The sequence below is a fragment of the Burkholderia sp. R-40 genome (assembly GCF_049942845.1).
Lineage (GTDB): Bacteria > Pseudomonadota > Gammaproteobacteria > Burkholderiales > Burkholderiaceae > Burkholderia > Burkholderia ambifaria.
In genome coordinates, this window is the sequence record NZ_CP187967.1 from 114,982 (window position 1) to 141,971 (window position 26,990).

Below are 26,990 nucleotides of genomic sequence, written 5' to 3' on the forward strand. Positions count from 1 at the left end.
AAACTCATACTGACGGCTAAGTCGATGGAAATCTTTGGCATTCCGTTGCCGGCGATGCTGAGCCAGTTGCTGCTCGGGCTCGTCAACGGCTCGTTCTACGCGATCCTGAGCCTCGGGCTCGCGGTGATCTTCGGGCTGCTCAACGTGATCAACTTCGCGCACGGCGCGCTGTTCATGCTGGGCGCGATGCTCGCATGGATGGGGCTGTCGTACCTCGGGTTGCCATATTGGGCGATGCTCGCGCTCGCGCCGCTGCTCGTCGGTGCGTTCGGGATCCTGGTCGAGCGGTCGATGCTGCGCTGGCTGTACAAGCTCGATCACCTGTACGGGCTGTTGCTCACGTTCGGCCTCACGCTCGTCGTCGAAGGCGTGTTCCGCTCGGTCTACGGCTCGTCCGGCCAGCCGTACGACGTGCCGTCGCAGTTGTCCGGCGCGACCAATCTCGGCTTCATGTTCCTGCCGAACTACCGCGCGTGGGTGGTCGTCGCGTCGCTCGCGGTGTGTCTCGCGACCTGGTTCGTGATCGAGAAGACGCGCCTGGGCGCCTATCTGCGTGCCGGTACCGAGAACCCGAAGCTCGTCGAGGCGTTCGGCGTGAACGTGCCGATGATGATCACGCTCACCTACGGCTTCGGCGTCGCGCTCGCGGCGTTTGCCGGCGTGCTCGCCGCGCCGGTGATCCAGGTGTCGCCGCTGATGGGTCAGCCGATGATCATCACCGTGTTCGCGGTGGTCGTGATCGGCGGGATGGGCTCGATTCTCGGCTCGATCATCACGGGGCTGATGCTCGGCGTGATCGAGGGCTTCACGCGCGTGTTCTATCCGGAAGCGTCGGCCACGGTCGTGTTCGTGATCATGGCGATCGTGCTGCTGATCCGCCCGGCGGGCCTGTTCGGCAAGGAAAAATGATGCAGAGAAAAGTGCTCTACGGCGTGCTGCTCGCCGCACTGCTCGCCGCGCCGTTCATCGGCGCGTATCCGGTCTTCGTGATGAAGGTGCTCACGTTCGCGCTGTTCGCGGCCGCGTTCAACCTGCTGATCGGCTATACGGGGCTGCTGTCGTTCGGCCATGCGATGTTCCTCGCGACCGCCGGCTACGGCACCGGTTATATGATCCAGACGCTCGGCTTCACGCCGGAGCTCGGCGTGCTCGTCGGCACGTTCGCCGCGACGCTGCTCGGGCTCGTCGTCGGGCTGTTCGCGATCCGGCGGCAGGGCATCTACTTCGCGATGATCACGCTCGCGTTCGCGCAGATGGTCTACTTCATCTACCTGCAGGCGCCGTTCACGCGCGGCGAGGACGGCCTGCAGGGCGTGCCGCGCGGACACCTGTTCGGGCTCGTCGACCTGTCGAACGACGTCGCGCTCTACTACGTCGTGCTCGCGGTGATCGTGGCGGCGTGCGCGTTCATCGTGCGTATCGTGCACTCGCCATTCGGCCAGGTGCTCGTCGCGATCAAGGAGAACGAGGCGCGGGCGATCTCGCTCGGCTACGACACCGACCGCTTCAAGCTGCTCGCGTTCATCCTGTCGGCCGGGCTCGCGGGGCTGGCCGGTTCGCTGAAGGTGCTGGTGCTCGGCTTCGAGACGCTGTCCGACGCGCACTGGACGATGTCGGGCCTCGTCGTGCTGATGACGCTCGTCGGCGGGATGGGCACGCTGTTCGGGCCGTTGCTCGGCGCGGCGCTGATCGTCGCGCTGGAGGATCGGCTCGGCGACATCGGCGAATGGCTCGCGTCGGTCACCGGCATCGGCTGGTTCCACTCGCTCGGCGAATCGACGACGATCGTCACGGGGCTGATCTTCATCGCGTGCGTGCTGGCATTCCGGCGCGGGATCGTCGGCGAGATGGTCGCGCGGGTCAAGACGCTCAGGCCGTCCTGAGTGCATCGCGCCGGTGCGGCGGATTGCTCCGAGGTGGGTGCGAGGTTGATGCGAAGCACCATCCGGCGTGGCCGGAAAGGGCGTTTCGGCGGCCTCCGGCCGGCCCCGTGCGGCAGCGCTGGTGCCCCATTTTCGTGCGGCGATGCACCATAGGGGTAAATGCTAAGTTGTCCCGGCATGAAAGGTCCTTTAATCTTCGTTCAGTTCTGATGCACCGCGAAACGAATTTGCAGGTGGAGAACGAGGAGACAATCGAGGCACAAAGTGCCCGGACCCCAAAGCGCTGTTGGACGGAATCCAACAGCGCTTTTTCATTTGTGTGCGCGAATTTCCCTCGATGGTGCAGGGAAGCGGCGCCGCGTTCCGCGCGCCCATATTCGGCTTCGCACTGCGCGCGTTTCAGTTTCACCCCGTCCTCCCGTTTTCGTCATGCCTGCCGGTCGATCGCCACTGGCGGGCAGCCGCGTGCATGCCGTCCGGGCTTACCCGGTTGGCGTGCGCAAAAAGCGTCCGTTACACTCAGCTTTCGCCGACCGCGCGGTCGGGAAAATCGGTCGGCAGTTCTCCTACAAGCAAAATGCAGAAGAGGGAGTACGGTTGGATGAGAAGCGCAGGACGATGGATCGGGGCACGACGGGCGGCTGGCGCCGCTCGTACGGGGTGGGGAGCGCATGGGTATGCCCGCGCTTTCGCGAGCCGTTCTGCGGCCGGTATGCGCGCTCCGGCGCGATTGGCCGGCACGGCTCTTTCTCCGGTCGTTGCGTTCGCATCCACATGAACTGCCGCGCTTCCGATCTTGCGCCGCCCGCGCGCGTGGCCGAATTCGCTTTGGCCGGTCGATCTGCCGACGATCGTTGCGTGCGCATCGATCGCCTTTCCCGCCAAGCCGCCTTTCCGTGCTTGCTTCATCCTGACGACATTGCTGCCGCGCATCGTGACGGTCGAACGACCGCTTCGGAATGCGCGGCGGCGCACGCGCGCGTTTCACGGGAAAACGAGCGTAGGCGCGGCATGGCGAGATAGTTAAATTATTAACTTGTTTTGAGGACCGGGAGCCGCCCGAGCGACCCGTGGATTTTTCGAGCAGCGTTTGGAGACGACATAAATGAAGATGAATCGATGGATGGAGGTTCTGCTTGCCGCGGGCCTCGTGTGTGCGGCGGCCACGGCGTCGGCACAGGTGAAGATCGGCGTGACGCTGTCGGCCACCGGGCCGGCCGCATCGCTCGGGATTCCGGAAAAGAACACGATCGCGCTGCTGCCGAAGGAAATCGCGGGCAAGAGCGTCCAGTACATCGTGCTCGACGATGCGTCCGACACGAGCCGCGCAGTGCAGAACGTGCGCAAGCTGATCGACGAGGATCACGTCGACGCGATCATCGGTTCGTCCGTCACGCCGAATTCGCTCGCGATGCTCGACCCGGTGTCGCAGGGCAAGACGCCGACGATCTCGCTCGCGGCGAGCGCGCAGATCATCGCGCCGATGGACGCGAAGCGCGCGTGGATGTTCAAGGTGCCGCAGAACGACCAGCTGATGGCCGACGCGATCGCCGGCTACATGGCGAAGCACGGCGTGAAGACGATCGGCTTCATCGGCTTCGCCGACGCGTACGGCGACAGCTGGTACAACACGTTCAACGCGGCCGCGGCGAAGAACGGGCTGAAGGTCGTGTCGAACGAGCGCTACAACCGCACCGATGCGTCGGTGATGGGGCAGGTGCTGAAGCTGATGGGCTCGAATCCCGACGCGGTGCTGATCGCCGGTTCCGGCACGCCGGCCGCGCTGCCGGCCAAGACGCTCAAGGAGCGCGGCTACAAGGGCAAGGTGTACCAGACGCACGGCGTCGCGAACAACGACTTCCTGCGCGTGTGCGGCAAGGATTGCGAAGGCGAGATCCTGCCGGCCGGCCCGGTGCTCGTGACCGACCAGCTGCCGGATTCGAATCCGGTGAAGAAGCCGGCGCTCGGCTACAAGGCTGCGTACGAGAAGGCATACGGCGCGGGCTCGCTGTCGACCTTCGGCGGGCATGCGTGGGATGCGGGGCTGCTGCTGCAGCGCGCGATTCCCGACGCGCTGAAGAAGGGCCAGCCGGGCACCGAGGCGTTCCGCGAGGCGCTGCGCGCGTCGCTTGAGAGCGTGAAGGACCTGCCTGTGTCGCACGGCGTGATCAACATGACGTCGACCGACCACAACGGCTTCGACACGCGTGCGCGCGTGATGGTGCAGATCGTCGACGGCAAGTGGAAGCTGCAGGCCGAGTAAGCATCACGTGAAACCGGCGGCGCGGCGCGAATGGCGCCGTGCGCGCCGTCGGCAGCGCGGCGGGCCTGGCGGCCCGCGCTCGCGCCGCATGGAATGTCCGGGAAGCCGCCGCGCGACGCTTGACCTTCCGGTCGTGCCGTCGGCGTGCGCGGGCCGCTCCCGTCGCCGTTTCTCCGCAGCATTCTCGATACACGAAACGTATGGATTTCTCGATTGCGGCGATCCTCGCGCAAGACGGCATCACGACCGGCGCCATTTATGCATTGCTGTCGCTGGCGCTCGTGCTGGTGTTTTCCGTCACGCGGGTGATCTTCATTCCCCAGGGCGAATTCGTCGCCTACGGCGCGCTCACGCTGGCAGCGTTGCAGGCGCAGAAATTTCCCGCTACCTGCTGGCTGTTGTTCGTGATGGGCATCGCGTGCTTCATGCTGGAAGTCGGCGGCCTGGTCCGTCATCGCGAACGCCGCCATCAGCTCGGCCGCACGCTCGCGACGCTGGCGAGCCGCTACGTGCTGCTGCCGCTTGCGGTGTTCGCGCTCACGCGCAGCTTTGCCGCGCAGCCGTTGCCGATGCTCGCGCAGATCGCACTGACGCTGGCGATCGTCGTGCCGATGGGGCCGTTCGTCTACCGGCTCGTCTATCAGCCGATCGCCGAAGGCACGACGCTGCTGCTGCTGATCGTGTCGGTCGCCGTCCATTTCGCGATGGTCGGCCTCGGGCTCGTGATGTTCGGCGCGGAAGGTTCGCGCACCAACGGATTCGCGGATGCGTCGCTGTCGGTCGGCAGCATGACGGTGTCGGTGCAGAGCATTCTCGTGGTCGTGACCGCGCTGGTGCTCATCGGTGCGCTCTACGTGTACTTCGGTCGCACGATCGCCGGCAAGGCGCTGCGCGCGACGTCGGTGAACCGGCTCGGCGCGCGGCTCGTGGGCATCGGCACGACCGAAGCGGGGCGGCTGGCGTTCACGCTGGCAGCGGGGCTCGGCGTGCTGTCAGGCATCCTCGTCGGTCCGCTGACGACCATCTATTACGACTCCGGCTTCCTGATCGGCCTGAAGGGCTTCGTCGGCGCGATCATCGGCGGGCTGGTCAGTTATCCGCTCGCGGCCGCGGGCTCGCTGCTCGTCGGCGTGCTCGAATCGTATTCGTCGTTCTGGGCGAGCGCGTACAAGGAAGTGATCGTGTTCACGCTGATCATCCCGGTGCTGCTGTGGCGCAGTTTCGCGACGCCGCATGCGGAAGAGGAAGAGGAGTGACGCGATGAAGACGATGGTACGGAACAAGACCTTCTGGGTGTTTCTCGTGGTGCTGTTCGCGCTGCCGGTGCTGCCCGGCGCGCTGCAGGTGCCCGAATACTGGATCACGCTGCTGAACTACATCGGCCTCTACGCGATCGTCGCGATCGGGCTCGTGCTGCTGACGGGTGTCGGCGGGATGACGAGTTTCGGGCAGGCCGCGTTCGTCGGCATCGGCGCGTATGCGACGGCGTTCCTCACGACGCGATACGGCGTGTCGCCGTGGCTCGCGCTGATCGTCGGCGTCGTGCTGACGGCGCTCGTCGCGCTCGTGCTGGGTGCCGTCACGATGCGGCTGTCCGGGCACTTCCTGCCGCTCGGCACGATCGCGTGGGGCCTCGCGCTGTTCTATCTGTTCGGCAACCTCGAGTTGCTCGGCAAGTACGACGGGATCAACGGGATTCCGGCGCTGAACCTGTTCGGCATCGAGCTCGGAAGCGGCCGCAGCCTGTACTTCCTGATCTGGGCCGTCGTGCTGGCGGCGATCGTGTCGGTGCAGAACCTGCTCAACAGCCGCCCCGGCCGCGCGATCCGCGCGCTGCGCGGCGGCGGTGTGATGGCCGAGGCGATGGGCGTGAACACCGCATGGATGCGCGTCGTGATCTTCGTCTACGCGGCCGTGCTCGCCGCGGTATCGGGCTTCCTGTATGCGCACCTGCAGCGCGCGGTGAACCCGACCCCGTTCGGGCTGAACCACGGGATCGAATTCCTGTTCATGGCCGTGGTCGGCGGCGTGTCGCACGTGTGGGGCGCGGTGCTCGGTGCGGCGATTCTCACCGTGCTGCAGGACTACCTGCAGACGCTGCTGCCGAAGCTGCTCGGCTCGGAAGGCAACTTCGAGATCATCGTGTTCGGCGTGCTGATGGTGCTGCTGCTGCAGTACGCGCGCCAGGGCGTCTGGCCGTTCGTCGCGAAGCTGTTTCCGCGCGGGCCGCGCGCCCATGTGCCCGACCAGGCCGATCCGCTGCCGCAGCGTGCGAAACCGGTGGCCGGCGAGCCGCTGCTCGTCGTCGACAATGCGCGCAAGCAGTTCGGCGGGCTGGTGGCCGTCAACGACGTCAGTTTCGACGTGAAGGCGGGGCAGATCATCGGCCTGATCGGCCCGAACGGCGCCGGCAAGTCGACCACGTTCAACCTCGTGACCGGCGTGCTGCAGCCGACCGGCGGCACGATCACGTTCCGCGGCGAGCGGATCGACGGGCTCACGTCGCGTCAGATCGTCCGGCGCGGGATCGGCCGTACGTTCCAGCACGTGAAGCTGCTGCCGACGATGACGGTGCTCGAGAATGTCGCGATCGGCGCGCATCTGCGCGGCCATACGGGCGTGTGGCGCAGCATCGCGCGGCTCAACGCGCACGAGGAGGCACAACTGCTGGCCGAAGCGGCACGCCAGATCCGCCGCGTCGGGCTCGAAAAGCACATGTACGACGAAGCGGGCAGCCTCGCGCTCGGCCAGCAACGGATTCTCGAAATCGCACGCGCGCTGTGCTGCGACCCGACGCTGCTGCTGCTCGACGAGCCGGCCGCCGGGCTGCGCTACCAGGAGAAGCAGCAACTCGCCGATCTGTTGCGGCGCCTGAAGGCCGAAGGGATGAGCGTGTTGCTCGTGGAACATGACATGGATTTCGTGATGAATCTCACCGACCGGCTGGTGGTGATGGAATTCGGCACGCGGATCGCGGAAGGGCTGCCGCAAGACGTGCAGCAGGACCCGGCGGTGCTCGAAGCATATCTGGGCGGGGTGGAGTGATGACGGCGGACACGACGATGCCGATTCTCGAGGTGCGCGGACTGGCGGTGCGGTACGGGAAAGTCGAGGCGCTGCACGGTGCGGCGATCAAGGTGGGCGCCGGGCAGATCGTCAGCGTGATCGGCCCGAACGGTGCAGGCAAGTCGACGATGCTGAACGCGATCATGGGTGCGTTGCCCGTGACCGGGCATGCGTCGGGCGCGGTCATGTACCGCGGCAACGACGTGGGCGCGCTGCCGGTCGAGCAGCGCGTCGCGCGCGGGATGTGCCTCGTGCCGGAAAAGCGCGAGCTGTTCAGCACGATGACGGTGGAGGACAACCTCGTGCTGGGCGCGTATCGCCGCAAGCTCGCGGGCGAGTCGAACTTTCTCGACCAGCTCGATCATGTGTTTGCGCTGTTTCCGCGGCTCAAGGAGCGGCGCAAGCAGGCGGCCGGTACGCTGTCGGGCGGTGAGCGGCAGATGCTTGCGGTGGGCCGCGCGCTGATGGGCAAACCCGACCTGCTGATGCTCGATGAGCCGAGCCTCGGGCTGGCGCCGCTGATCGTGAAGGAGATTTTTCATATCATCAGCGCGTTGCGCGGCACAGGTGTGGCGACGCTGCTCATCGAGCAGAACGCGCGGGCGGCACTGCAGATCTCGGACTACGGCTACGTGCTGGAAACGGGGGAGCTGGCGCTGGAGGGGCCGGCGGCCGAACTGGCACAGAATCCGCGCGTGATCGAAACGTACCTCGGGCTGGCGAAGAAGATGGCTTGATGGTTAGGGCGGGTGGCAGGAAACGGGCGGCGTGTTTCACGTGAAACACGCCGTTTTTGTTTTCGGGGGCAGGGCGATGCTCCGACGAATCGGGTTTGGGGATAAGTGCCGGAGCATCCAGCCGAGGCGCTGTGATGGGGGCGGGGTGCCTATCGTGCCGGGCGGAACAGGATAACGAGCGTTGTGTGCGCGACAGCCTGCTCTTCCCGTGAGACGAATGGCACAGTGGATAAGTATCGGGCGATCGATCGGAGATACTGTGACCTCGGACGGATGTCGACGCGTGTTTTGCACAGCTTGGCGATGTGCGTCGAGGCCGCGGGCGCACATCGCCGTAGCAGGCTGGGCCGGCACAGCTAGGCCAATCGGCCCAAAAAACACCGAAATGAACCGGCCCTACCATTCGGATGGCCTTCGGGTGAAAAGCGAACCCGCTATAATTCGCCCCATACATTTCTCAGATAGGTTCGTGCACAGTCCTGTGTGCGGAATCCACCATGCTTTTTCCCACAGAATTTGACGTCATCGTTGTCGGTGGCGGGCACGCCGGCACGGAAGCCGCGTTGGCCTCGGCCCGTATGGGCGCGAAGACGCTGCTGCTGACCCATAACATTGAAACGCTCGGGCAGATGAGCTGCAATCCGTCGATCGGCGGCATTGGCAAGGGCCATCTGGTCAAGGAAGTCGATGCGCTCGGCGGCGCGATGGCTGCCGCGACGGACGAGAGCGGTATTCAGTTCCGGATCCTCAATTCGTCGAAGGGCCCGGCCGTGCGTGCGACCCGCGCACAGGCCGACCGTATCCTGTACAAGGCTGCGATCCGCCATCGGCTCGAGAATCAGCCGAACCTGTGGCTGTTCCAGCAGGCCGTGGACGACCTGATGGTCGAAGGCGACCGCGTGGTCGGCGCCGTCACGCAGATCGGCATCCGCTTCCGCGCGCGGGCGGTAGTGCTGACGGCAGGGACGTTCCTCGACGGCAAGATCCACGTCGGTCTGAACAACTATACGGGCGGTCGCGCGGGCGATCCGGCGGCCGTGTCGTTGTCGGCGCGCCTGAAGGAGCTGAAGCTCCCGCAGGGCCGCCTGAAGACGGGCACGCCCCCGCGTATCGACGGCCGCTCGATCGACTTTTCGAAGCTGGACGAGCAGCCGGGCGACCTTGATCCGATTCCCGTGTTCTCGTTCCTGGGCCGCGCGGAACAGCATCCGCAGCAGCTGCCGTGCTGGGTCACGCATACGAACGAGCGCACGCACGACATCATTCGCGGCGGCCTCGACCGTTCGCCTATGTATACAGGCGTGATCGAAGGCGTCGGCCCGCGCTACTGCCCGTCGATCGAGGACAAGATTCACCGGTTCGCGTCGAAGGAATCGCACCAGATCTTCCTGGAGCCGGAAGGGCTGACGACCAACGAGTTCTACCCGAACGGGATTTCGACGAGCCTGCCGTTCGACGTGCAGCTCGAGCTCGTGCACTCGATGCGCGGCCTCGAGAACGCGCACATCCTGCGGCCCGGCTACGCGATCGAGTACGACTACTTCGACCCGCGCGCGTTGAAGGCGTCGCTCGAAACGAAGGCGATCAACGGGCTGTTCTTTGCGGGCCAGATCAACGGCACGACCGGCTACGAAGAAGCGGCCGCACAAGGCCTGCTGGCCGGCTTGAACGCAGGCCGCTACGTGCAGGAGAAGGGCGCATGGTGCCCGCGTCGCGACCAGGCCTACCTGGGCGTGCTGGTCGACGACCTCGTCACGCGCGGCGTGGCCGAGCCGTACCGGATGTTCACGAGCCGTGCCGAATACCGCCTGAGCCTGCGTGAAGACAACGCGGACATGCGTCTGACCGAGATCGGCCGCGAACTGGGGCTCGTCGACGACGCGCGCTGGGACGCATTCAGCCGGAAGCGCGACGCTGTTTCACGTGAAACCGAACGCCTGAAGTCGACGTGGGTCACGCCGAAGACGCTGCTGCCGGAAGAGGCGACGGCTTTGCTCGGCAAGGCGATCGACCACGAGTACAGCCTCGCCGAACTGCTGCGCCGCCCGGGCATCAGCTACGACGGCGTGTGCGGCCTGAAGGGTGGCGAATGCGGGCCGGCCGAACCGCTGGCAGAGGATCCGGTTCTGCTCGAGCAGATCAAGGAGCAGGTCGAGATCGGCATCAAGTATCAGGGCTATATCGAGCGGCAGGCGAGCGAGATCGAGCGCAACGATGCGAACGAGAACACGCGCCTGCCGGACGGTATCGACTACCGCGAGGTTCGCGGCCTGTCGTTCGAAGTGAGCCAGAAGCTCAACGAGTTCCGGCCGGAAACGATCGGCCAGGCATCGCGGATCTCGGGCGTCACGCCGGCCGCGATCTCGCTGCTGATGGTGCACCTGAAGCGCCGTGGTCTCGGCCGTCGTAACGGCACCGCCGCAGAGGCGACGGAGCAGGGGGGCGGCACCGTCCCGACGCAACAATGACGGCGCGTCGCGCGCCGGCGGTTAATCGGGACGTACTTGAACAGATGCTCGTCGACGGCACGGCCGCGCTCGACATCGCATTGACGGATGCACAACGCAATCAGCTGCTCGACTATGTCGCGCTGCTCGGCAAGTGGAACGCGGTCTACAACCTGACCGCGATCCGCGACCCGAAGCAGATGCTGATCCAGCACATTCTCGATTCGCTCTCCATCGTTCCGCATCTGCGCGACCGTGCATCGGCGCGTGTGCTCGACGTGGGTTCGGGTGGTGGGCTGCCCGGCATCGTGCTGGCGATCGTCCAGCCGGACTGGCAGGTGACGTTGAACGATATCGTGCAGAAAAAGTCTGCATTCCAGACGCAAATGCGCGCGGAGCTGAAGCTCGCGAACCTGTCGGTCGTCACCGGGCGGGTCGAATTGCTGCAGCCGGGTGTCGACGTGCCGGAAAAATTCGACATGATCGTGTCCCGCGCCTTCGCGGATCTATCCGACTTCGTTAAACTTGCTCGTCATCTCGTCGCGCCCGGCGGATCGATCTGGGCAATGAAGGGTGTTCACCCGGACGACGAAATTGCACGACTGCCGGAAGGCAGCCGCGTAAAGCAGACGATGCGGCTTGCAGTACCGATGCTCGATGCCGAACGGCACCTGATTGAGGTCGTCGTCGACGAGGCGAATTGAAGGCGCGCGGTAGCGCGCCGTTTGTTTGAAGGTAAAGGGAACACACCAACGATGGCAAAGATCTTCTGCGTTGCGAACCAGAAGGGGGGCGTCGGCAAGACGACGACATCGGTCAATCTCGCCGCAAGCCTTGCAGCGCAGGAGCAACGAGTCCTGCTGATCGATCTCGACCCGCAGGGCAACGCGACGATGGGCAGCGGGATCGACAAGGCCGCCTGCGAGTCGACCGTGTACGAAGTGCTGATCGACGGCGTATCGGTGATGGACGCACGCGTGCGTCCGGAGGGCGTCACGTACGACGTGCTGCCGGCCAACCGCGAGCTGTCGGGTGCCGAGATCGAGCTGATCGGCATCGACAACCGCGAGCGTCGGTTGAAGGCCGCGCTCGAGCACGTGGCCGACGACTACGACTTCGTGCTGATCGATTGCCCACCGACGCTGTCGCTGCTGACGCTGAACGGACTGTGCGCGGCACATGGCGTCGTGATCCCGATGCAGTGCGAGTATTTCGCGCTGGAAGGGCTGTCGGATCTCGTCAACACGATCAAGCAGGTCCACGCGAACATGAACCGCGACCTGAAGATCATCGGCTTGCTGCGTGTGATGTTCGATCCGCGCATCACGCTGCAGCAGCAAGTCTCCGATCAACTGAAAGCGCACTTCGGCGACAAGGTGTTCGACGCGGTGATCCCGCGCAACGTGCGCCTGGCGGAAGCGCCGAGTTACGGGTTGCCGGGCGTCGTGTTCGACCGCAACTCGCGCGGTGCGCAGGCGTATATCCAATTCGGTGCCGAGATGATCGACCGCGTGCGCGCGTTCGAGGTGTCGTGATCCGGACATGAGCGAAGCGAGGAAGAAAGACATGAACGCGGTACCAAAGAAGAAGGGCTTGGGACGTGGCCTCGAAGCGCTGCTCGGCGGCAGTGCGGACATCACCGAAGCGGTGAAGATCGAAGGAGCACCGAACACGCTCGCGCTCGGCAAGCTGCAGGCCGGCAAGTACCAGCCGCGGACCCGGATGGACGAAGGCAGCCTGCAGGAACTGGCGGCGAGCATCCGCGCGCAAGGCGTGATGCAGCCGATCCTGGTGCGGCCCATTTCGTCTGACAAATACGAGATCATCGCCGGCGAGCGACGTTTCCGCGCGGCACGACTGGCCGGTCTCGACGAAGTGCCGGTGCTGGTGAAGGACGTGTCCGATCAGGCTGCGGCCGCGATGGCGCTGATCGAGAACATCCAGCGCGAGGACCTGAACCCGCTGGAAGAGGCGCACGGTATTCAGCGCCTGCTCGACGAGTTCGGTTTCACGCACGAACAGGCGGCCGAATCGGTCGGCCGTTCGCGCAGCGCGGTGTCGAACCTGCTGCGCCTGCTGAACCTCGCTTCGCCGGTGCAGACGATGCTGCTGGCCGGCGATCTCGACATGGGCCACGCGCGTGCGCTGCTCGCGGTCGACGCGGCGACGCAGATCACGCTCGCGCACCAGGTCGTCAACAAGCGCATGTCGGTGCGCGAGACCGAGAAGCTGGTCGCGCACACGACGAAGGAAGCGCCGACGGTGAAGGCGCGCGCGAAGGATGACGGCGGCCGCGACACGCGCCGTCTCGAAGAGGAGTTGTCCGACCTGCTCGCGTCGACGGTGAAGATCAAGCTCGGCCGCCGCGGGCGAGGGCAGGTGATGATCGATTTCGGCAACCTCGATGCGCTCGAGGGCATTCTCGTGCGCCTGCGCGGCAACGTCGCGACCGAAGAATAACGAGGCGCGATTGATAGAGAACACGGGCGCGGCAGCGCCACGCCGGTGGCTTGCGTGGCTATTGAAGGAGCCGGTGCTGTCGGTACTGGCACTTGCACTAATTATTCTGCAATGGTTGCATCCGCAACCAATCGCCGCACTGGCCGAGCGCGTCGACTGGCAGACCGTCGCGACGCTCGCGGGCCTGCTGATGCTGACCAAGGCGCTCGAGTTGTCCGGATGCCTGATGTGGCTCGCGCATCGCATCGTGCATCACGTGCATTCGGAGCGCGGGCTCGCGATGCTGCTCGTCGTGTTCGCGGCGGCACTCGCGATGTGGCTCACCAACGACGTTGCGCTGTTCGTCGTCGTGCCGCTGATGGTGTCGCTGCGCACGCTGACGCCGCTGCCGTTCCGGCGGCTCGTGATCGTGGTCGCGCTGGCCGTCAACGCGGGGTCCGTCGCGACGCCGCTCGGCAATCCCCAGAACCTTTTCCTGTGGCAATTGAGCGGCATGTCGTTCGGCCGCTTCGTCGTCACGCTCGGGCCGCTCGCGCTGGCGCTGATGGCGCTGCTGCTTGTGCTGACGGCGTGCGCGTTTCGCGCGAAACCGCTCGACCTGTCGGGAGACGTCGAGGTCGTTCCCGTGCAGCGCATGCACGCGCTGCTCGCGGCGGTGCTGTTCGGTGCGTTCGTGCTGCTGGCCGATGCGCACCATCCGGTGCCGGGCCTGATCGCCGTCGTGATCGCGCTGCTGGTGGCAAGACGTGACGCAGTCCTGAAGATCGACTGGCTGCTGCTGCTGATCTTCGTGCTGATGTTCGTCGTGCTGCGCAGCGCGGCCGCGCTGCCCGTCGTGCACGACGCGATCGCGCGGACCCATCTCGATTCGCCGCTGCGTGTGTTCGGGGCAGGTGTGGTGCTGTCACAGGGAATCAGCAACGTGCCGGCGGCCATCCTGCTATCGGAATTCACGCACGACTGGCGTGCGCTCGCATTCGGCGTATCGGTCGGCGGCTTCGGTTTCGCGATCAGTTCGCTCGCGAACCTGATCGCGGTGCGTCTCGCGAAGGAGCCGCGCATGTGGCTGCCGTTTCACCTGGTGTCGATTCCGTTCGCGATCGTGAGCGCGGCACTGGGCGCGTGGTTGCTCGTTCACGGTTGAGCGGCGCGGCCGCCTGCGGTGCAGGCGTGCTGCAAGCGTGACGGGGAGGGCGCGCGGCGTTCCCGGCCGTGGCAAACCCGGGCTGTTGATAAGTGCGGCGATTCACAGTCGATATTCTGTGGCGGCACAACAACTGATTGCGAGCCTCGGCCCGCTCGCGGCCGCGCGCATTTCGCGCGTTGCGCCCAACGCGGTGGTCGCGCTATTTCCTTCGTTCCGCATCGCTGCGCACGGTCGTTTTCCGTGGTCGCGTCACAGCAGCATTCCTGCTGCGATCGCGTCGCGCCGACGACGCCCGTGCCAGGCATCGATGTCGCGTCATTTCCTCGTCGCCGCACTTTTTCGGGCAAGAAATACCGGTGCGGGAAAGCGACCTTACAACTGTCATCGTACGTCGTCGATTCGCGCGTTTTTCACATGATGAGGCGTCGTTTTGCACAGGTTTTTGTCGCGTCTAAAGCCTTGAATCACTTGCAACTATCGCTTACAATCGCCCGGATTTGTTAGCTAGGCACCCCTGAAAGCTTTCGGAAAGTCTGGGGCCGGGTTCAAGGATTTTGCGGAAAATTGCGATGGCGGGTCAGGCGCCGAACGACAGGCACGATGATCACCGAGCGCAACGCACCGCTTCAGCGGCCGGCGAACGGCGCGAGTCCGATGCCGACGACTGGGATGCCGAGCAGCAAGATAACAACATCGTTCCGCTCACGAGGACGGAAGCCGAGAGGCTGTTCGGTCCGAACGTGAGCAAGCCGTCGCGCGTGACCCCCTCCAAGGTGGTGGCCGCGCAGGTGGTCTTGTCCCTGGTTGCAACGCTGGCGTGGTGGCTGTTTTCAAAGTCGCCGGGCGCCGCTGCGCAGTCCGCGTTTCTGGGCGGGGCGATCGGCTGGGTGCCAAGCGCGTTGTTCGTGGCACGACTGAAGGCAGGTGGCTCGGCCACCGTCATGAGCTGGGTGATGGGCGAAGCCCTGAAACTCGGCCTGACGATCGGGATGTTCGCAGCAGTGGCGTTCGGCTGGGCCGGCGTGCACTGGGTGCCGTTCCTGGTCACGTACCTCGTCGTGCTGAAGACGTACTGGATCGCGCTGGCCTGGCGGTAAGAAACAAGCAGCGTGCGGTTTCGACAACGAACCGCACCGGCCCGTTCCCGCAATAGCGTATTGCGGAACGGGGCAAAACGATTTTCGACAATTTGGGTGGCATTAACGATATGGCAGCTAGCGAAGGCACGCGTCCGGATCCGTCCGAGTACATTGCGCACCACTTGCAGAATTTCTCCACCTCGCATCAGACGTCGATTTTCGATATCCACGTCTGGAATCTCGATACGCTGTTCTGGTCGATCGTGTGCGGCATCGTGACGATCCTCGTGCTGCGTCTGGCCGCCCGCAAGGCGACGTCGGGCGTGCCGGGCCGTTTCCAGTGCGCGATCGAGATGCTCGTCGAAATGGTCGAAGACCAGTCGAAGGCCATCGTCCACGGCAATCGTACGTTCATCGCGCCGCTCGCCCTCACGGTGTTCGTGTGGGTCACGCTGATGAACTCGCTCGACTTCCTCCCGGTCGACCTGCCGGGCCGCGTGATCGGCCTGCTCGGTCTGTCGGACGTGATTTCCCACCATCGCATCGTCCCGACGGCCGACCTGAACGGCACGCTCGGCATCGCGCTCGGCGTGTTCGTCCTGATGATCTACTACAGCATCAAGATCAAGGGCGCGGGCGGCTTCGTGCATGAGCTGCTGTCGGCCCCGTTCGGCGGCCACCCGCTGCTGTGGATCCCCAACCTCGCGCTCAACATCGTCGAATACGTCGCAAAGACCGTTTCGCTCGGCATGCGGCTGTTCGGCAACATGTACGCGGGTGAGCTGTTGTTCCTGTTGATCGCCCTGCTCGGCAGCATGTGGAGCTTCGGTGGCGACGCAACGTTCCTCGGCTTCATTGGTCACGTGATCGCGGGCAGCGTCTGGGCAATCTTCCACATCCTGATTGTTCTGTTGCAGGCATTCATTTTCATGATGCTGACGCTGGTGTATCTCGGCCAGGCGCACGACAAGCACTAAGCGCGGCGTGCAACAAAGAGTCTTCGTTTTAGTTTTTTAAATCTCAGTTCCAAGTCTTTTCACAAAGGAGTGATCATGCAAGCTTACATCGCCAACATCCAGGGTCTGACCGCCATCGGTATCGGCATCATCATCGGCCTGGGTGCAATCGGCGCCTGTATCGGTATCGCGCTGATGGGTGGCAAGTACATCGAAGCGTGCGCACGTCAGCCGGAACTCATCAACCCGCTGCAAACGAAGATGTTCCTGCTGGCCGGCCTGATCGACGCTGCATTCCTGATCGGTGTTGGTGTCGCAATGCTGTTCGCGTTCGCGAACCCGCTCCTGTCGAAGCTCGCAGGCTAAGGTTCCTCGGAAATATGCGCCCGGCGCAAGCCGGCGCAGGGCGGAACGGAGACTTGGGGCGCTGATCGAATGCAACTCGATGAGCGCCTTACCGTTTCATTTTTCCGGATAGCAGATAAGGAAACACCGTGAATCTCAACGCAACTCTGTTTGCGCAAATGGTCGTGTTCCTGGTCCTCGCGTGGTTCACGATGAAATTCGTGTGGCCGCCGTTGATCAACGCCCTCGACGAACGTTCGAAGAAGATCGCCGACGGCCTCGCCGCCGCGGAGAAGGGCAAGGCGGAACTCGACGCAGCGCACAAGCGCGTGGACCAGGAACTCGCGCAGGCCCGCAACGACGGCCAGCAGCGCATCGCCGACGCTGAAAAGCGTGCCCAGGCGGTCGCCGAGGAAATCAAGGCCAACGCCCAGGCTGAAGCCGCCCGCATCGTCGCCCAGGCGAAAGCGGAAGCAGAACAGCAAATCGTGAAGGCGCGCGAAGCGCTGCGTGGCGAAGTCGCCTCGCTGGCCGTGAAGGGCGCCGAGCAGATCCTGAAGCGCGAAGTCGATCAAACGGCCCACGCCCAACTGCTGAATCAACTGAAAGCCGAGCTCTGATCATGGCCGAACTTGCAACCATCGCCCGCCCTTACGCAGAAGCGCTGTTCCGCGTGGCCGAGGGAGGTGACATCGCCGCCTGGTCCACGCTCGTGCAAGAGCTGGCCCAGGTTGCGCGTCTGCCGGAAGTGCTGTCGGTCGCGTCGAGCCCGAAGGTGACGCGCACGCAAGTGGTCGAGCTGCTGCTTGCTGCGGTGAAGTCGCCGGTCGCGGCCGGCGCGGAAGCGAAGAACTTCGTGCAGATGCTGGTCGACAATCATCGTATCGCGCTGCTGCCGGAAATCGCCGAGCAGTTCGAGGCGCTCAAGAACGAACGTGAAGGTGCAGCCGACGCCGAGATCGTGAGCGCGTTCCCGCTGAACGGCGCGGATCTCGAAAGTCTCGTCTCTGGCCTCGAACGCAAGTTCAAGCGCAAGCTGAAGCCGACGGTCGAAGTCGATTCGTCGCTGATCGGCGGCGTGCGCGTGACGGTCGGCGACGAAGTGCTCGACACCTCGGTTCGCGCGCGCCTCGCATCGATGCAGGCTGCCTTGACCGCCTGAGCGCCACGCCGGCACGCAACAGAATTGACTATCAGGAGCGAATAATGCAACTCAATCCCTCTGAGATCAGCGAGCTGATCAAGAGCCGGATCCAGGGCCTTGAAGCGAGCGCAGACGTTCGCAACCAGGGCACCGTGATCTCCGTGACCGACGGTATCGTGCGCATCCACGGCCTGTCGGACGTGATGCAGGGCGAAATGCTCGAGTTTCCGGGCAACACGTTCGGCCTCGCGCTGAACCTCGAGCGCGACTCGGTCGGCGCTGTGATTCTCGGCGAATACGAACACATCTCGGAAGGCGACGTCGTCAAGACGACGGGCCGCATTCTCGAAGTTCCGGTTGGTCCGGAACTCGTCGGCCGCGTGGTCGACGCGCTCGGCAACCCGATCGACGGCAAGGGCCCGGTCAACGCGAAGCTGACCGACGCGATCGAAAAGATCGCTCCGGGCGTGATCTGGCGTAAGTCGGTGTCGCAGCCGGTGCAGACGGGCATCAAGTCGATCGATGCGATGGTGCCGATCGGCCGTGGCCAGCGTGAGCTGATCATCGGCGACCGTCAGTGCGGCAAGACCGCGGTGGCGATCGACGCGATCATCAACCAGAAGGGCAAGGACCTGGTCTGTATCTACGTCGCGATCGGCCAGAAGGCTTCGTCGATCATGAACGTGGTGCGCAAGCTCGAAGAAACGGGCGCGATGGAATACACGATCGTCGTCGCCGCTTCGGCTTCGGATTCGGCCGCGATGCAGTACCTCGCACCGTACGCCGGCTGCACGATGGGCGAATACTTCCGCGACCGCGGTCAAGACGCGCTGATCATCTATGACGACTTGACCAAGCAGGCTTGGGCATACCGTCAGATCTCGCTGCTGCTGCGCCGCCCGCCGGGCCGTGAAGCTTATCCGGGTGACGTGTTCTATCTGCACTCGCGTCTGCTCGAGCGTGCTGCTCGCGTGTCGGAAGAGTACGTCGAGAAGTTCACGAACGGCGAAGTGAAGGGCAAGAGCGGCTCGCTGACGGCACTGCCGGTCATCGAAACGCAGGCTGGCGACGTGACCGCGTTCGTTCCGACGAACGTGATCTCGATTACCGACGGCCAGATCTTCCTGGAAACCGACCTGTTCAACGCAGGCATCCGCCCGGCAATCAACGCCGGCGTGTCGGTGTCGCGCGTCGGCGGCGCCGCTCAGACGAAGGTCGTGAAGAAGCTGTCGGGCGGTATCCGTACCGACCTCGCGCAGTACCGTGAACTGGCGGCATTCGCGCAGTTCGCATCGGACCTCGACGAAGCGACCCGCAAGCAGCTCGAGCGCGGCCGCCGCGTGACGGAACTGCTGAAGCAGCCGCAGTACCAGCCGCTGCAGGTGTGGGAACTGGCCGTGTCGCTGTACGCCGCGAACAACGGCTACCTCGACGATCTCGACGTGAAGCAAGTGCTGCCGTTCGAGAAGGGCCTGCGCGACAACCTGAAGACCAGCCACGCTGACCTCATCAAGCGCATCGAAGACACCAAGGATCTCTCGAAGGACGACGAAGGCGCGCTGCGCGCGGCGATCGAGTCCTTCAAGAAGTCGGGTGCCTATTGATCCGCGAGTGACACACTGAGGCCGCGCGGGTGTTGATGCGCCCGCGCCGCTTCGGTCAAGGAGCAAGCTATGGCTGGAATGAAGGAAATTCGCGGCAAGATCAAGAGCGTGCAAAACACGCGCAAGATCACGAAGGCGATGGAGATGGTGGCCGCATCGAAGATGCGCCGCGCGCAGGAACGCATGCGCGCCGCTCGTCCGTACGCGGACAAGGTCCGAGCCATCGCCGCGCACATGAGCCGTGCGAACCCGGAGTACCGCCACCCGTTCATGGTGGCGAACGACGGCGCGACGACGGCCGGCATCATCCTTGTCACGACGGACAAGGGTCTGTGCGGTGGTCTGAACACCAACGTGCTGCGTGCGACGGTGCAGAAGTTCAAGGAACTGGAAGAGAAGGGCCAGAAGGTCGAAGCCACCGCGATCGGTAGCAAGGGCCTCGGGTTCCTGAACCGCTTCGGCGCGAAGGTGATGTCGCAGGTCGTGCACCTCGGCGACACCCCGCATCTGGACAAGCTGATCGGCGCCGTGAAGACGCAGCTCGACCTGTACTCGGAAGGCAAGCTGTCGGCGGTTTATATCGCTTACACGCGCTTCGTCAACACGATGAAGCAGGAAGCCGTGATCGAGCAGTTGCTGCCGCTGTCGTCGGAGCACTTCGAGGCCGATGACGGTACGCCGGCCACGTCGTGGGATTACATCTACGAGCCGGACGCGCAGGCAGTCGTCGACGAGCTGCTCGTGCGTTACGTCGAGGCGCTGGTTTACCAGGCTGTCGCGGAGAACATGGCGTCCGAGCAATCGGCGCGGATGGTCGCGATGAAGGCCGCGTCCGACAACGCGAAGACGGTGATCAGCGAACTGCAGCTCGTATACAACAAGAGCCGCCAGGCCGCGATTACGAAAGAACTGTCGGAGATCGTCGGCGGCGCAGCCGCTGTTTAAGCGCGCGCCCGGGACGACAACTGCGCCTTTGCGCGAGTAAAGAATCAGGTATTTAAAGGAAAAGCGATGAGTACTGCTGCTTTGGTAGAAGGCAAGATCGTACAGTGCATCGGCGCCGTTATCGACGTGGAATTCCCGCGCGAAAGCATGCCGAAGATCTACGACGCGCTCATTCTCGATGGCTCGGAACTGACGCTCGAAGTCCAGCAGCAGCTGGGTGACGGCGTGGTCCGTACCATTTGTCTGGGTGCATCCGACGGCCTGCGCCGCGGCCTGACCGTGAAGAACACGGCAAAACCGATTTCGGTGCCGGTCGGCAAGCCGACCCTCGGCCGAATCATGGACGTGCTTGGCCGTCCGATCGACGAAGCTGGCCCGATCGAAAGCGAAGTGACGCGTTCGATCCACCAGAAGGCTCCGGCGTTCGACGAACTGTCGCCGTCGACCGAACTGCTCGAAACGGGTATCAAGGTCATCGACCTGATCTGCCCGTTCGCGAAGGGCGGCAAGGTTGGCCTGTTCGGCGGTGCTGGCGTGGGCAAGACCGTCAACATGATGGAGCTCATCAACAACATCGCGAAGGAACACGGCGGTTACTCCGTGTTCGCGGGCGTGGGCGAGCGTACCCGTGAAGGGAACGACTTCTACCACGAAATGAAGGACTCGAACGTTCTCGACAAGGTCGCGCTGGTGTACGGCCAGATGAACGAGCCGCCGGGCAACCGACTGCGCGTCGCGCTGACCGGCCTGACGATGGCCGAGCACTTCCGTGACGAAGGCCTCGACGTGCTGTTCTTCGTCGACAACATCTACCGTTTCACGCTGGCCGGTACCGAAGTGTCGGCACTGCTCGGCCGTATGCCGTCGGCAGTGGGCTATCAGCCGACGCTGGCTGAAGAAATGGGCAAGCTGCAGGAACGCATCACGTCGACCAAGAAGGGCTCGATTACGTCGGTTCAGGCCGTGTACGTCCCTGCGGACGACTTGACCGACCCGTCGCCGGCCACGACCTTCGGCCACCTGGACGCAACCGTCGTTCTGTCGCGTGACATCGCTTCGCTGGGTATCTACCCGGCGGTCGACCCGCTCGACTCGACGTCGCGCCAGATCGACCCGAACGTGATCGGTGAAGAGCACTACTCGATCACCCGTCGCGTTCAGCAGACGCTGCAGCGCTACAAGGAACTGCGCGACATCATCGCGATTCTGGGCATGGACGAACTGTCGCCGGAAGACAAGCTGTCGGTCGCACGTGCGCGTAAGATCCAGCGTTTCCTGTCGCAGCCGTTCCACGTCGCTGAAGTGTTCACGGGTTCGCCGGGCAAGTACGTGCCGCTGAAGGAAACGATCCGTGGCTTCAAGATGATCGTCGACGGCGAGTGCGACCACCTGCCGGAACAGGCGTTCTACATGGTCGGCACGATCGACGAAGCCTTCGAAAAGGCCAAGAAGATCTCGTAAGGGGCGGGCGTAACGCAGCGGGCGCCGTGCGTCCGTGATGGATACCATGATGGTATCTTTTCGCGGATCGGAGCCCACGCGACACGCTCAACCCGCCGTGCATGGGATCGGAGTCAGCGCGCAAGTGTCCGCTCCGATCGACCGCCGCGAGGAAAGAGTAAGCGCTGAAGCGCCAACTCTTTCCAAGCGCGGCATGGGACGGGAGTAAGCGCTAAAGCGCCAACTCCCGTCGGCAGGAGTCGATATGGCAACCATCAAAGTAGACGTCGTCAGCGCGGAAGAGCAGATCTTCTCGGGCGAGGCGAAATTCGTCGCGCTGCCGGGCGAAACGGGTGAGCTGGGCATTCTGCCGGGTCACACGCCGCTGATCACGCGGATTCGTCCGGGTGCGGTGCGCATCGAAGTCGAGGGCGGCAACGACGAATTCGTGTTCGTCGCGGGCGGCATTCTCGAAGTGCAGCCGGGCGCCGTGACGGTGCTCGCCGACACCGCGATCCGCGGCAAGGACCTCGATGCGGCGAAAGCCGAGGAAGCGCGCAAGCGTGCCGAGGAAACGCTGCAGAACGCGAAGTCGGACCTCGACCTCGCAAAGGCGCAATCCGAGCTCGCGACCGCGATGGCGCAGCTCGAGGCGATCCAGCGCCTCGCGAAGATTCGCAGCCGGCACTAAGCCGCGCGCGCGTATCCCGCGAAAGAAAGCAGCCTTCGGGCTGCTTTTTTTCGTCCGTCGTTTTCGTCTGTTTTTTGCGGGCCGGATCGTATCGTCCGGTCGTGCTATTTCGTCCGTCCGCCGCGATTTGATGTCAGAGTGTCGTCAGCGGCGCGCGGCATCATTCGTGCAGAGGCGGTCCGCCGCGATCGCGGCGGAGCAGGCGCGCGTGAGCCGCGTGCCGCGCCCGATCAGACAAAAAATGGACGGAGACATCGATGGCAGCAGACCTTGACGTGGGGGCGCTGGTCGCGCCCGAAAACGGACTGTCGTACGTGCGCGGCGCGACCGACGTGCCGCTATCCGAAGCGACGATCAGCCGGTTCCTGCTCGACACGGCCGGCCGCTTTCCCGATCGTCCGGCCGTCGTGTTCCGCGAACAGCAGGTGCGCTGGACCTGGCGCGAGTTCGTGCAGGAGGTCGACGTGCTCGCGGCCGGCCTGGCCGCGCTCGGGATCGTGAAGGGCGATTGCGTCGGCATCTGGTCGCCGAACCGCAGCGAATGGCTGCTCACGCAGTTCGCGACCGCGCGCATCGGCGCGGTCCTCGTCAACATCAATCCGGCCTACCGGCTCGCGGAACTCGAATACGCGCTGAACAAGGTCGGCTGCAAGGCCGTGATCGCGGCCGAGCGCTTCAAGACGTCGGCCTATGTCGAGATGCTGCAGACCATCGCGCCGGAGCTCGCGAGCGCGACGCCGGGCGACCTGCGGGCGGCGCGGGTGCCGAGCCTGCGCACGGTCGTGTCGATGGGCGAGGTCGCGCCGGCCGGCATGTTCCGCTTCGCGGACGTGATGGCGCGCGGCCGCGACACGCTCGACGTCGCGCGGCTCGATGCGATCGGCGCGACGCTCGCGGCCACCGATCCGATCAACATCCAGTTCACGAGCGGCACGACCGGCAGCCCGAAGGGCGCGACGCTCACGCACCGCAACGTCGTCAACAACGCGCGTTTCATCGCGATGGCGATGCGGTTCAGCGAGCAGGACGCGCTGTGCATCCCGGTGCCGCTGTATCACTGCTTCGGGATGGTGCTGGCCGTGCTCGCGTGCGTATCGACGGGCGCGGCGATGGTGTTCCCCGGCGAGGCGTTCGACCCGGTCGCGACGCTCGCGGCCGTCGCCGACGAACGCTGCACCGCGCTGCACGGCGTGCCGACGATGTTCATCGCGGAACTCGATCATCCGGAATTCGCGAAATTCGACCTGTCGACGCTGCGCACCGGGATCATGGCCGGCTCGCCGTGCCCGATCGAGACGATGAAGCGCGTCGTGTCGCAGATGCATCTGTCCGAGATCACGATCGCGTACGGGATGACGGAGACGAGCCCCGTGTCGTTCCAGAGCTCGACCGACGATCCGCTCGAGAAGCGCACGACGACGGTCGGCCGCATTCAGCCGCATCTGGAAGTGAAGATCGTCGATCCGGAAGGGCGCATCGTGCCGGTCGGCGCGACGGGCGAGCTGTGCACGAAGGGCTATTCGGTGATGCTCGGCTACTGGGACGACGACGCGAAGACGCGCGAGGTGCTGGTCGACGGCTGGATGCACACGGGCGACCTCGCGACGCTCGATGCGGATGGCTACTGCAACATCGTGGGCCGGCTGAAGGACATGGTGATCCGCGGCGGCGAGAACGTGTACCCGCGCGAGATCGAGGAATTCCTGTTCAGGCATCCGAAGATTCAGAGCGCGCAGGTGTTCGGGGTGCCCGATGCGAAGTACGGCGAGGAGCTGTGCGCGTGGATCGTGCTGCGTGCGGACGAGCAGATGTCGGAGGACGACGTGCGCGCGTTCTGCAACGGCCAGATCGCGCACTACAAGATTCCGCGCTACATCCGCTTCGTCGACGAGCTGCCGATGACGGTGACGGGCAAGGTGCAGAAGTTCGTGATGCGCGAACGGATGATCGAGGAACTGAAGCTCGACGTGCAGAAGACCGCTTGAAACGACCGGCGGCTCGAAGGCGGAAAAGCGCGGCGGCCTTCGGGTCGCCCGATGCGGGACGCTGCGTTTTCGATGGACGAAAAAAAGCGGGCTTATTAGCCCGCTAAAAACCACACGCTACGGGGTTAGCGCGAGGAGACCAAAGATGAAACCGTGTCCGGCGGGGGCCGGAAACGACTCCAACAGGGATGCCCCTCGGAAGGGCTTCGGTACGTGACCGACTGGCTCGCAGCGCTTCGCGTCCGCTCACACTTGGCACACGAGACCGCATCCGTGTTGAAACCGTTGAGGCCCATTGTGGGCGAATTAATGACCCCTCGCGGTAACAAAGTGTTTCAGGTTGTAACGCCCGCCAGATAAGGCTTTCCGGGATTTTTTGCTGTTTTCGGGATCCTGAAAATGGTCATATTTACTTATCCTTTCCGCAGAGTTTTCATCGTGTGCGCGCAATGCGTTTTTCATGCGTATCGGCATCGATGAATTGCCGATTTACACGACCGAACGTGCATCGCATGACAGCTACCGTGTATGACGATTCATTCGTCGGAAAGATTTTGAAACGTGATCGGCGGCGGCGATAGTCGGCCATTCGGCCAGTTTCCCGGTTTTGCGACCGCCGCGTCCCGCGCCGAGATGTAACGGCGCTTCGCATTCGATGAGAGGGGCGCGGGGTCGGTGCGCGTTATCGGCGGCCGTTGCCGTGCGCGATCGCGCTTATTTCAGCCACTTGTCGGAAATCGCCTGATACTCGCCGCTCGACAGCGCGAGGTGCAGCCACTGGTCGACGTACTGCTGGAACGCGACGTCGCCGCGCGGCACCATGTACGCCTTTTCGCCGAACTGGAACGGCTTGTCCGGATGCACCGAGCAGAGGCCCGGATTCAGCTTTTGCTGCAGCATCGTCTCGGACGCGTCCGTCACCATCACGTCCGCCTTGCCCGCGAGGATCTGCTTGAAGATCGTCACGTTGTCGGGATAGACGGTGAGGTTCGCGTGCGTGAAGAACTGCTTCGCAAAGCGCTCGTTGGTGCCGCCCGGGTTCACGATCACGCGGGTCTCGGGCCGGTCGATCTGCGCGACGGTTTGGTACTTGTCTGCATCCGCGCAGCGCGCGATCGCCGTCTTGCCGTCGACCACGTATGGCTGCGTGAAGAACACGCGCTTCTGGCGCTCGAGCGTCGTCGATACGCCGCCCACCGCGATATCGCACTTCGCGACGAAGTCGTTGGTGAGGTTCGACCAGCTCGTCTTCACGAAGTCGGCCTTCACGCCGAGCGATTTCGCGAGCGATTCGGCCATGTCGATGTCGATGCCCTCGAAGCGGCCGTCCGTGCGGTAGTACGAATACGGCTTGTAGTCGCCTGTCGTGCACACGCGCAGCGTGCCGCGGGCGAGCACGTCGTCGAGTCGCGAGCCGGCGTTGGCGCTGGCGGCCGGGGACGCGGCTGCGGCGCTCTGAGCGTGCGCGGCGGCGCAGCAAAGCAGGGCGGCTGCGGCGAGCGCGGCCAGCGGGGCGAATGTCTTCATCGGTCTCCTCCTTCGTTCGGGTTGATATCAGCGTCCGATCATAACGGAGCCCTCGCGCGCGTCATATGGCCGCCATCGCATCGGCATACGCGGCGGCACGGCCCCGCTCCGGTAAAATGCCGCTTTGCCTTCGCATCGTCGCTCCTACCGTGGCCCATAACCTGCTCAACGACACCTTCCTGCGTGCGCTTCTGCGCGAGCCGACCGACTACACGCCGATCTGGCTGATGCGCCAGGCGGGCCGCTACCTACCCGAATACAACGCGACGCGCGCACGCGCCGGCAGCTTCCTCGGCCTCGCGAAGAATCCCGACTACGCGACCGAAGTGACGCTGCAGCCGCTCGAGCGCTTCCCGCTCGACGCCGCGATCCTGTTCTCGGACATCCTGACGATTCCCGACGCGATGGGTCTCGGCCTCGACTTCCAGGTTGGCGAAGGGCCGAAGTTCGCGCATCCGGTGCGCACCGAGGCCGACGTCGCGAAGCTCGCGGTGCCGGACATCGAAGCGACGCTCGGCTACGTGACGGGCGCCGTGCGCGAGATCCGCCGCGCGCTGACCGATGGCCAGGGCCGCCAGCGCGTGCCGCTGATCGGCTTCTCGGGCAGCCCGTGGACGCTCGCGTGCTACATGGTCGAAGGCGGCGGATCGGACGATTTCCGCACGGTGAAGTCAATGGCGTATTCGCGCCCCGACCTGATGCACCGGATCCTCGACGTGAACGCACAGGCCGTGGCCGCGTACCTGAACGCGCAGATCGAAGCCGGCGCGCAGGCCGTGATGATCTTCGATACGTGGGGCGGCGCGCTGGCGGACGGCGCGTACCAGCGCTTCTCGCTCGACTACATCCGCCGCGTGGTCGGCCAGCTCAAGCGCGAGCACGACGGTGAACGCGTGCCGGTGATCACGTTCACGAAGGGCGGCGGGCTGTGGCTCGAGGAAATCGCGGCGACCGGCGTCGACGCGGTCGGGCTCGACTGGACGGTCAACCTCGGCGCCGCGCGCGAGCGCGTCGCGGGGCGCGTCGCGCTGCAGGGCAACCTCGACCCGACGATCCTGTTTGCGCCGCCGGCCGCGGTGCGCGAGCAGGCGCGAGCGGTACTCGACAGCTACGGCAATCATCCGGGCCACGTATTCAACCTCGGCCACGGTATTTCGCAGTTCACGTCGCCGGATCACGTCGCCGAACTCGTCGACGAAGTGCATAGCCACAGCCGCAAGATCCTTAGCGGAGCGGCGGTCTGAGCGCAAGCGCCGTCATGCTGCACCGCG

Annotated in this window: 24 protein-coding genes; 22 read left to right on the forward strand and 2 right to left on the reverse strand. The window is 64.5% G+C overall.

The window, feature by feature from the left end; translation table 11 throughout:
• Positions 1-24 precede the first annotated feature (24 nt).
• Both ACP26O_RS00525 and ACP26O_RS00530 read left to right on the forward strand, forming a co-directional pair.
• Positions 25-909 carry a branched-chain amino acid ABC transporter permease gene (locus tag ACP26O_RS00525; RefSeq protein WP_011655604.1) on the forward strand — a complete coding sequence of 295 codons (885 nt, stop codon included), beginning with the start codon at positions 25-27 and terminating at the stop codon, positions 907-909.
• Entirely contained in the window at positions 909-1,883 is a 975-nt protein-coding gene (locus tag ACP26O_RS00530) for a branched-chain amino acid ABC transporter permease (protein ID WP_164714849.1), read from the forward strand. The genes ACP26O_RS00525 and ACP26O_RS00530 overlap by 1 nt, the downstream gene beginning before the upstream one ends.
• A gap of 519 nt (positions 1,884-2,402) precedes the next feature.
• Here ACP26O_RS00530 and ACP26O_RS00535 read toward each other — a convergent pair.
• On the reverse strand, positions 2,403-2,816 hold the full coding sequence (locus ACP26O_RS00535; protein ID WP_175665478.1) for a hypothetical protein: 414 nt from the start codon (positions 2,814-2,816) through the stop codon (positions 2,403-2,405).
• A 172-nt stretch (positions 2,817-2,988) separates the two neighbouring features.
• Between ACP26O_RS00535 and ACP26O_RS00540 the strand changes: the two genes are divergently transcribed.
• From ACP26O_RS00540 to ACP26O_RS00630, 19 genes are all read left to right on the forward strand, one after another.
• Positions 2,989-4,146: an ABC transporter substrate-binding protein gene (locus tag ACP26O_RS00540; RefSeq protein WP_175665558.1), complete on the forward strand. Its 1,158-nt coding sequence runs from the start codon at positions 2,989-2,991 to the stop codon at positions 4,144-4,146.
• Between the two features lie 200 nt (positions 4,147-4,346).
• Positions 4,347-5,402: a branched-chain amino acid ABC transporter permease gene (locus tag ACP26O_RS00545; protein WP_105830751.1), complete on the forward strand. Its 1,056-nt coding sequence runs from the start codon at positions 4,347-4,349 to the stop codon at positions 5,400-5,402.
• A 4-nt stretch (positions 5,403-5,406) separates the two neighbouring features.
• Positions 5,407-7,191, forward strand: coding sequence for an ABC transporter permease subunit (locus ACP26O_RS00550; protein WP_175665557.1), 1,785 nt, complete (start codon positions 5,407-5,409; stop codon positions 7,189-7,191).
• Positions 7,191-7,949, forward strand: a complete 759-nt coding sequence (locus tag ACP26O_RS00555; protein ID WP_126226906.1) for an ABC transporter ATP-binding protein — start codon at positions 7,191-7,193, stop codon at positions 7,947-7,949. The genes ACP26O_RS00550 and ACP26O_RS00555 overlap by 1 nt, the downstream gene beginning before the upstream one ends.
• A 497-nt stretch (positions 7,950-8,446) precedes the next feature.
• Entirely contained in the window at positions 8,447-10,417 is a 1,971-nt protein-coding gene (gene mnmG, locus ACP26O_RS00560; RefSeq protein WP_175665556.1) for a tRNA uridine-5-carboxymethylaminomethyl(34) synthesis enzyme MnmG, read from the forward strand.
• Positions 10,414-11,100: a 16S rRNA (guanine(527)-N(7))-methyltransferase RsmG gene (gene rsmG / locus ACP26O_RS00565; protein ID WP_175665555.1), complete on the forward strand. Its 687-nt coding sequence runs from the start codon at positions 10,414-10,416 to the stop codon at positions 11,098-11,100. The genes mnmG and rsmG overlap by 4 nt, the downstream gene beginning before the upstream one ends.
• Before the next feature lie 51 nt (positions 11,101-11,151).
• Positions 11,152-11,931 (forward strand): ParA family protein, encoded by a 780-nt coding sequence (locus tag ACP26O_RS00570; RefSeq protein ID WP_011655613.1) that lies wholly within the window; start codon positions 11,152-11,154, stop codon positions 11,929-11,931.
• 31 nt (positions 11,932-11,962) lie between these two features.
• Positions 11,963-12,856: a ParB/RepB/Spo0J family partition protein gene (locus ACP26O_RS00575; RefSeq protein ID WP_105830793.1), complete on the forward strand. Its 894-nt coding sequence runs from the start codon at positions 11,963-11,965 to the stop codon at positions 12,854-12,856.
• Between the two features lie 13 nt (positions 12,857-12,869).
• A complete protein-coding gene (locus ACP26O_RS00580) occupies positions 12,870-14,000 on the forward strand; it encodes an SLC13 family permease (protein WP_175665589.1) in 1,131 nt (376 codons plus the stop codon).
• A 572-nt stretch (positions 14,001-14,572) separates the two neighbouring features.
• Positions 14,573-15,100, forward strand: coding sequence for an ATP synthase subunit I (locus ACP26O_RS00585; protein ID WP_006751765.1), 528 nt, complete (start codon positions 14,573-14,575; stop codon positions 15,098-15,100).
• A gap of 110 nt (positions 15,101-15,210) precedes the next feature.
• Entirely contained in the window at positions 15,211-16,059 is an 849-nt protein-coding gene (gene atpB / locus ACP26O_RS00590) for a F0F1 ATP synthase subunit A (RefSeq protein ID WP_011655618.1), read from the forward strand.
• A 75-nt stretch (positions 16,060-16,134) separates the two neighbouring features.
• A complete protein-coding gene (gene atpE / locus ACP26O_RS00595; RefSeq protein WP_006482730.1) occupies positions 16,135-16,404 on the forward strand; it encodes a F0F1 ATP synthase subunit C in 270 nt (89 codons plus the stop codon).
• Between the two features lie 128 nt (positions 16,405-16,532).
• A complete protein-coding gene (locus tag ACP26O_RS00600; RefSeq protein WP_006751767.1) occupies positions 16,533-17,003 on the forward strand; it encodes a F0F1 ATP synthase subunit B in 471 nt (156 codons plus the stop codon).
• 2 nt (positions 17,004-17,005) lie between these two features.
• Positions 17,006-17,545, forward strand: a complete 540-nt coding sequence (locus ACP26O_RS00605) for a F0F1 ATP synthase subunit delta (RefSeq protein WP_006756468.1) — start codon at positions 17,006-17,008, stop codon at positions 17,543-17,545.
• Positions 17,546-17,589: 44 nt separating this feature from the next.
• Positions 17,590-19,131, forward strand: a complete 1,542-nt coding sequence (gene atpA, locus ACP26O_RS00610) for a F0F1 ATP synthase subunit alpha (RefSeq protein ID WP_011655619.1) — start codon at positions 17,590-17,592, stop codon at positions 19,129-19,131.
• A gap of 69 nt (positions 19,132-19,200) precedes the next feature.
• A complete protein-coding gene (atpG, locus tag ACP26O_RS00615; RefSeq protein ID WP_006751770.1) occupies positions 19,201-20,076 on the forward strand; it encodes a F0F1 ATP synthase subunit gamma in 876 nt (291 codons plus the stop codon).
• A gap of 66 nt (positions 20,077-20,142) precedes the next feature.
• Positions 20,143-21,537 (forward strand): F0F1 ATP synthase subunit beta, encoded by a 1,395-nt coding sequence (gene atpD, locus ACP26O_RS00620; protein ID WP_011655620.1) that lies wholly within the window; start codon positions 20,143-20,145, stop codon positions 21,535-21,537.
• A gap of 244 nt (positions 21,538-21,781) precedes the next feature.
• Positions 21,782-22,207, forward strand: coding sequence for a F0F1 ATP synthase subunit epsilon (locus tag ACP26O_RS00625; protein WP_006477288.1), 426 nt, complete (start codon positions 21,782-21,784; stop codon positions 22,205-22,207).
• 257 nt (positions 22,208-22,464) lie between these two features.
• Entirely contained in the window at positions 22,465-24,192 is a 1,728-nt protein-coding gene (locus tag ACP26O_RS00630) for an AMP-binding protein (protein ID WP_175665554.1), read from the forward strand.
• A gap of 714 nt (positions 24,193-24,906) precedes the next feature.
• Here ACP26O_RS00630 and ACP26O_RS00635 read toward each other — a convergent pair.
• Positions 24,907-25,719, reverse strand: coding sequence for a transporter substrate-binding domain-containing protein (locus tag ACP26O_RS00635; protein WP_175665553.1), 813 nt, complete (start codon positions 25,717-25,719; stop codon positions 24,907-24,909).
• Positions 25,720-25,868: 149 nt separating this feature from the next.
• Between ACP26O_RS00635 and hemE the strand changes: the two genes are divergently transcribed.
• Positions 25,869-26,963, forward strand: a complete 1,095-nt coding sequence (gene hemE, locus ACP26O_RS00640; protein ID WP_041491061.1) for a uroporphyrinogen decarboxylase — start codon at positions 25,869-25,871, stop codon at positions 26,961-26,963.
• Positions 26,964-26,990 lie beyond the last annotated feature (27 nt).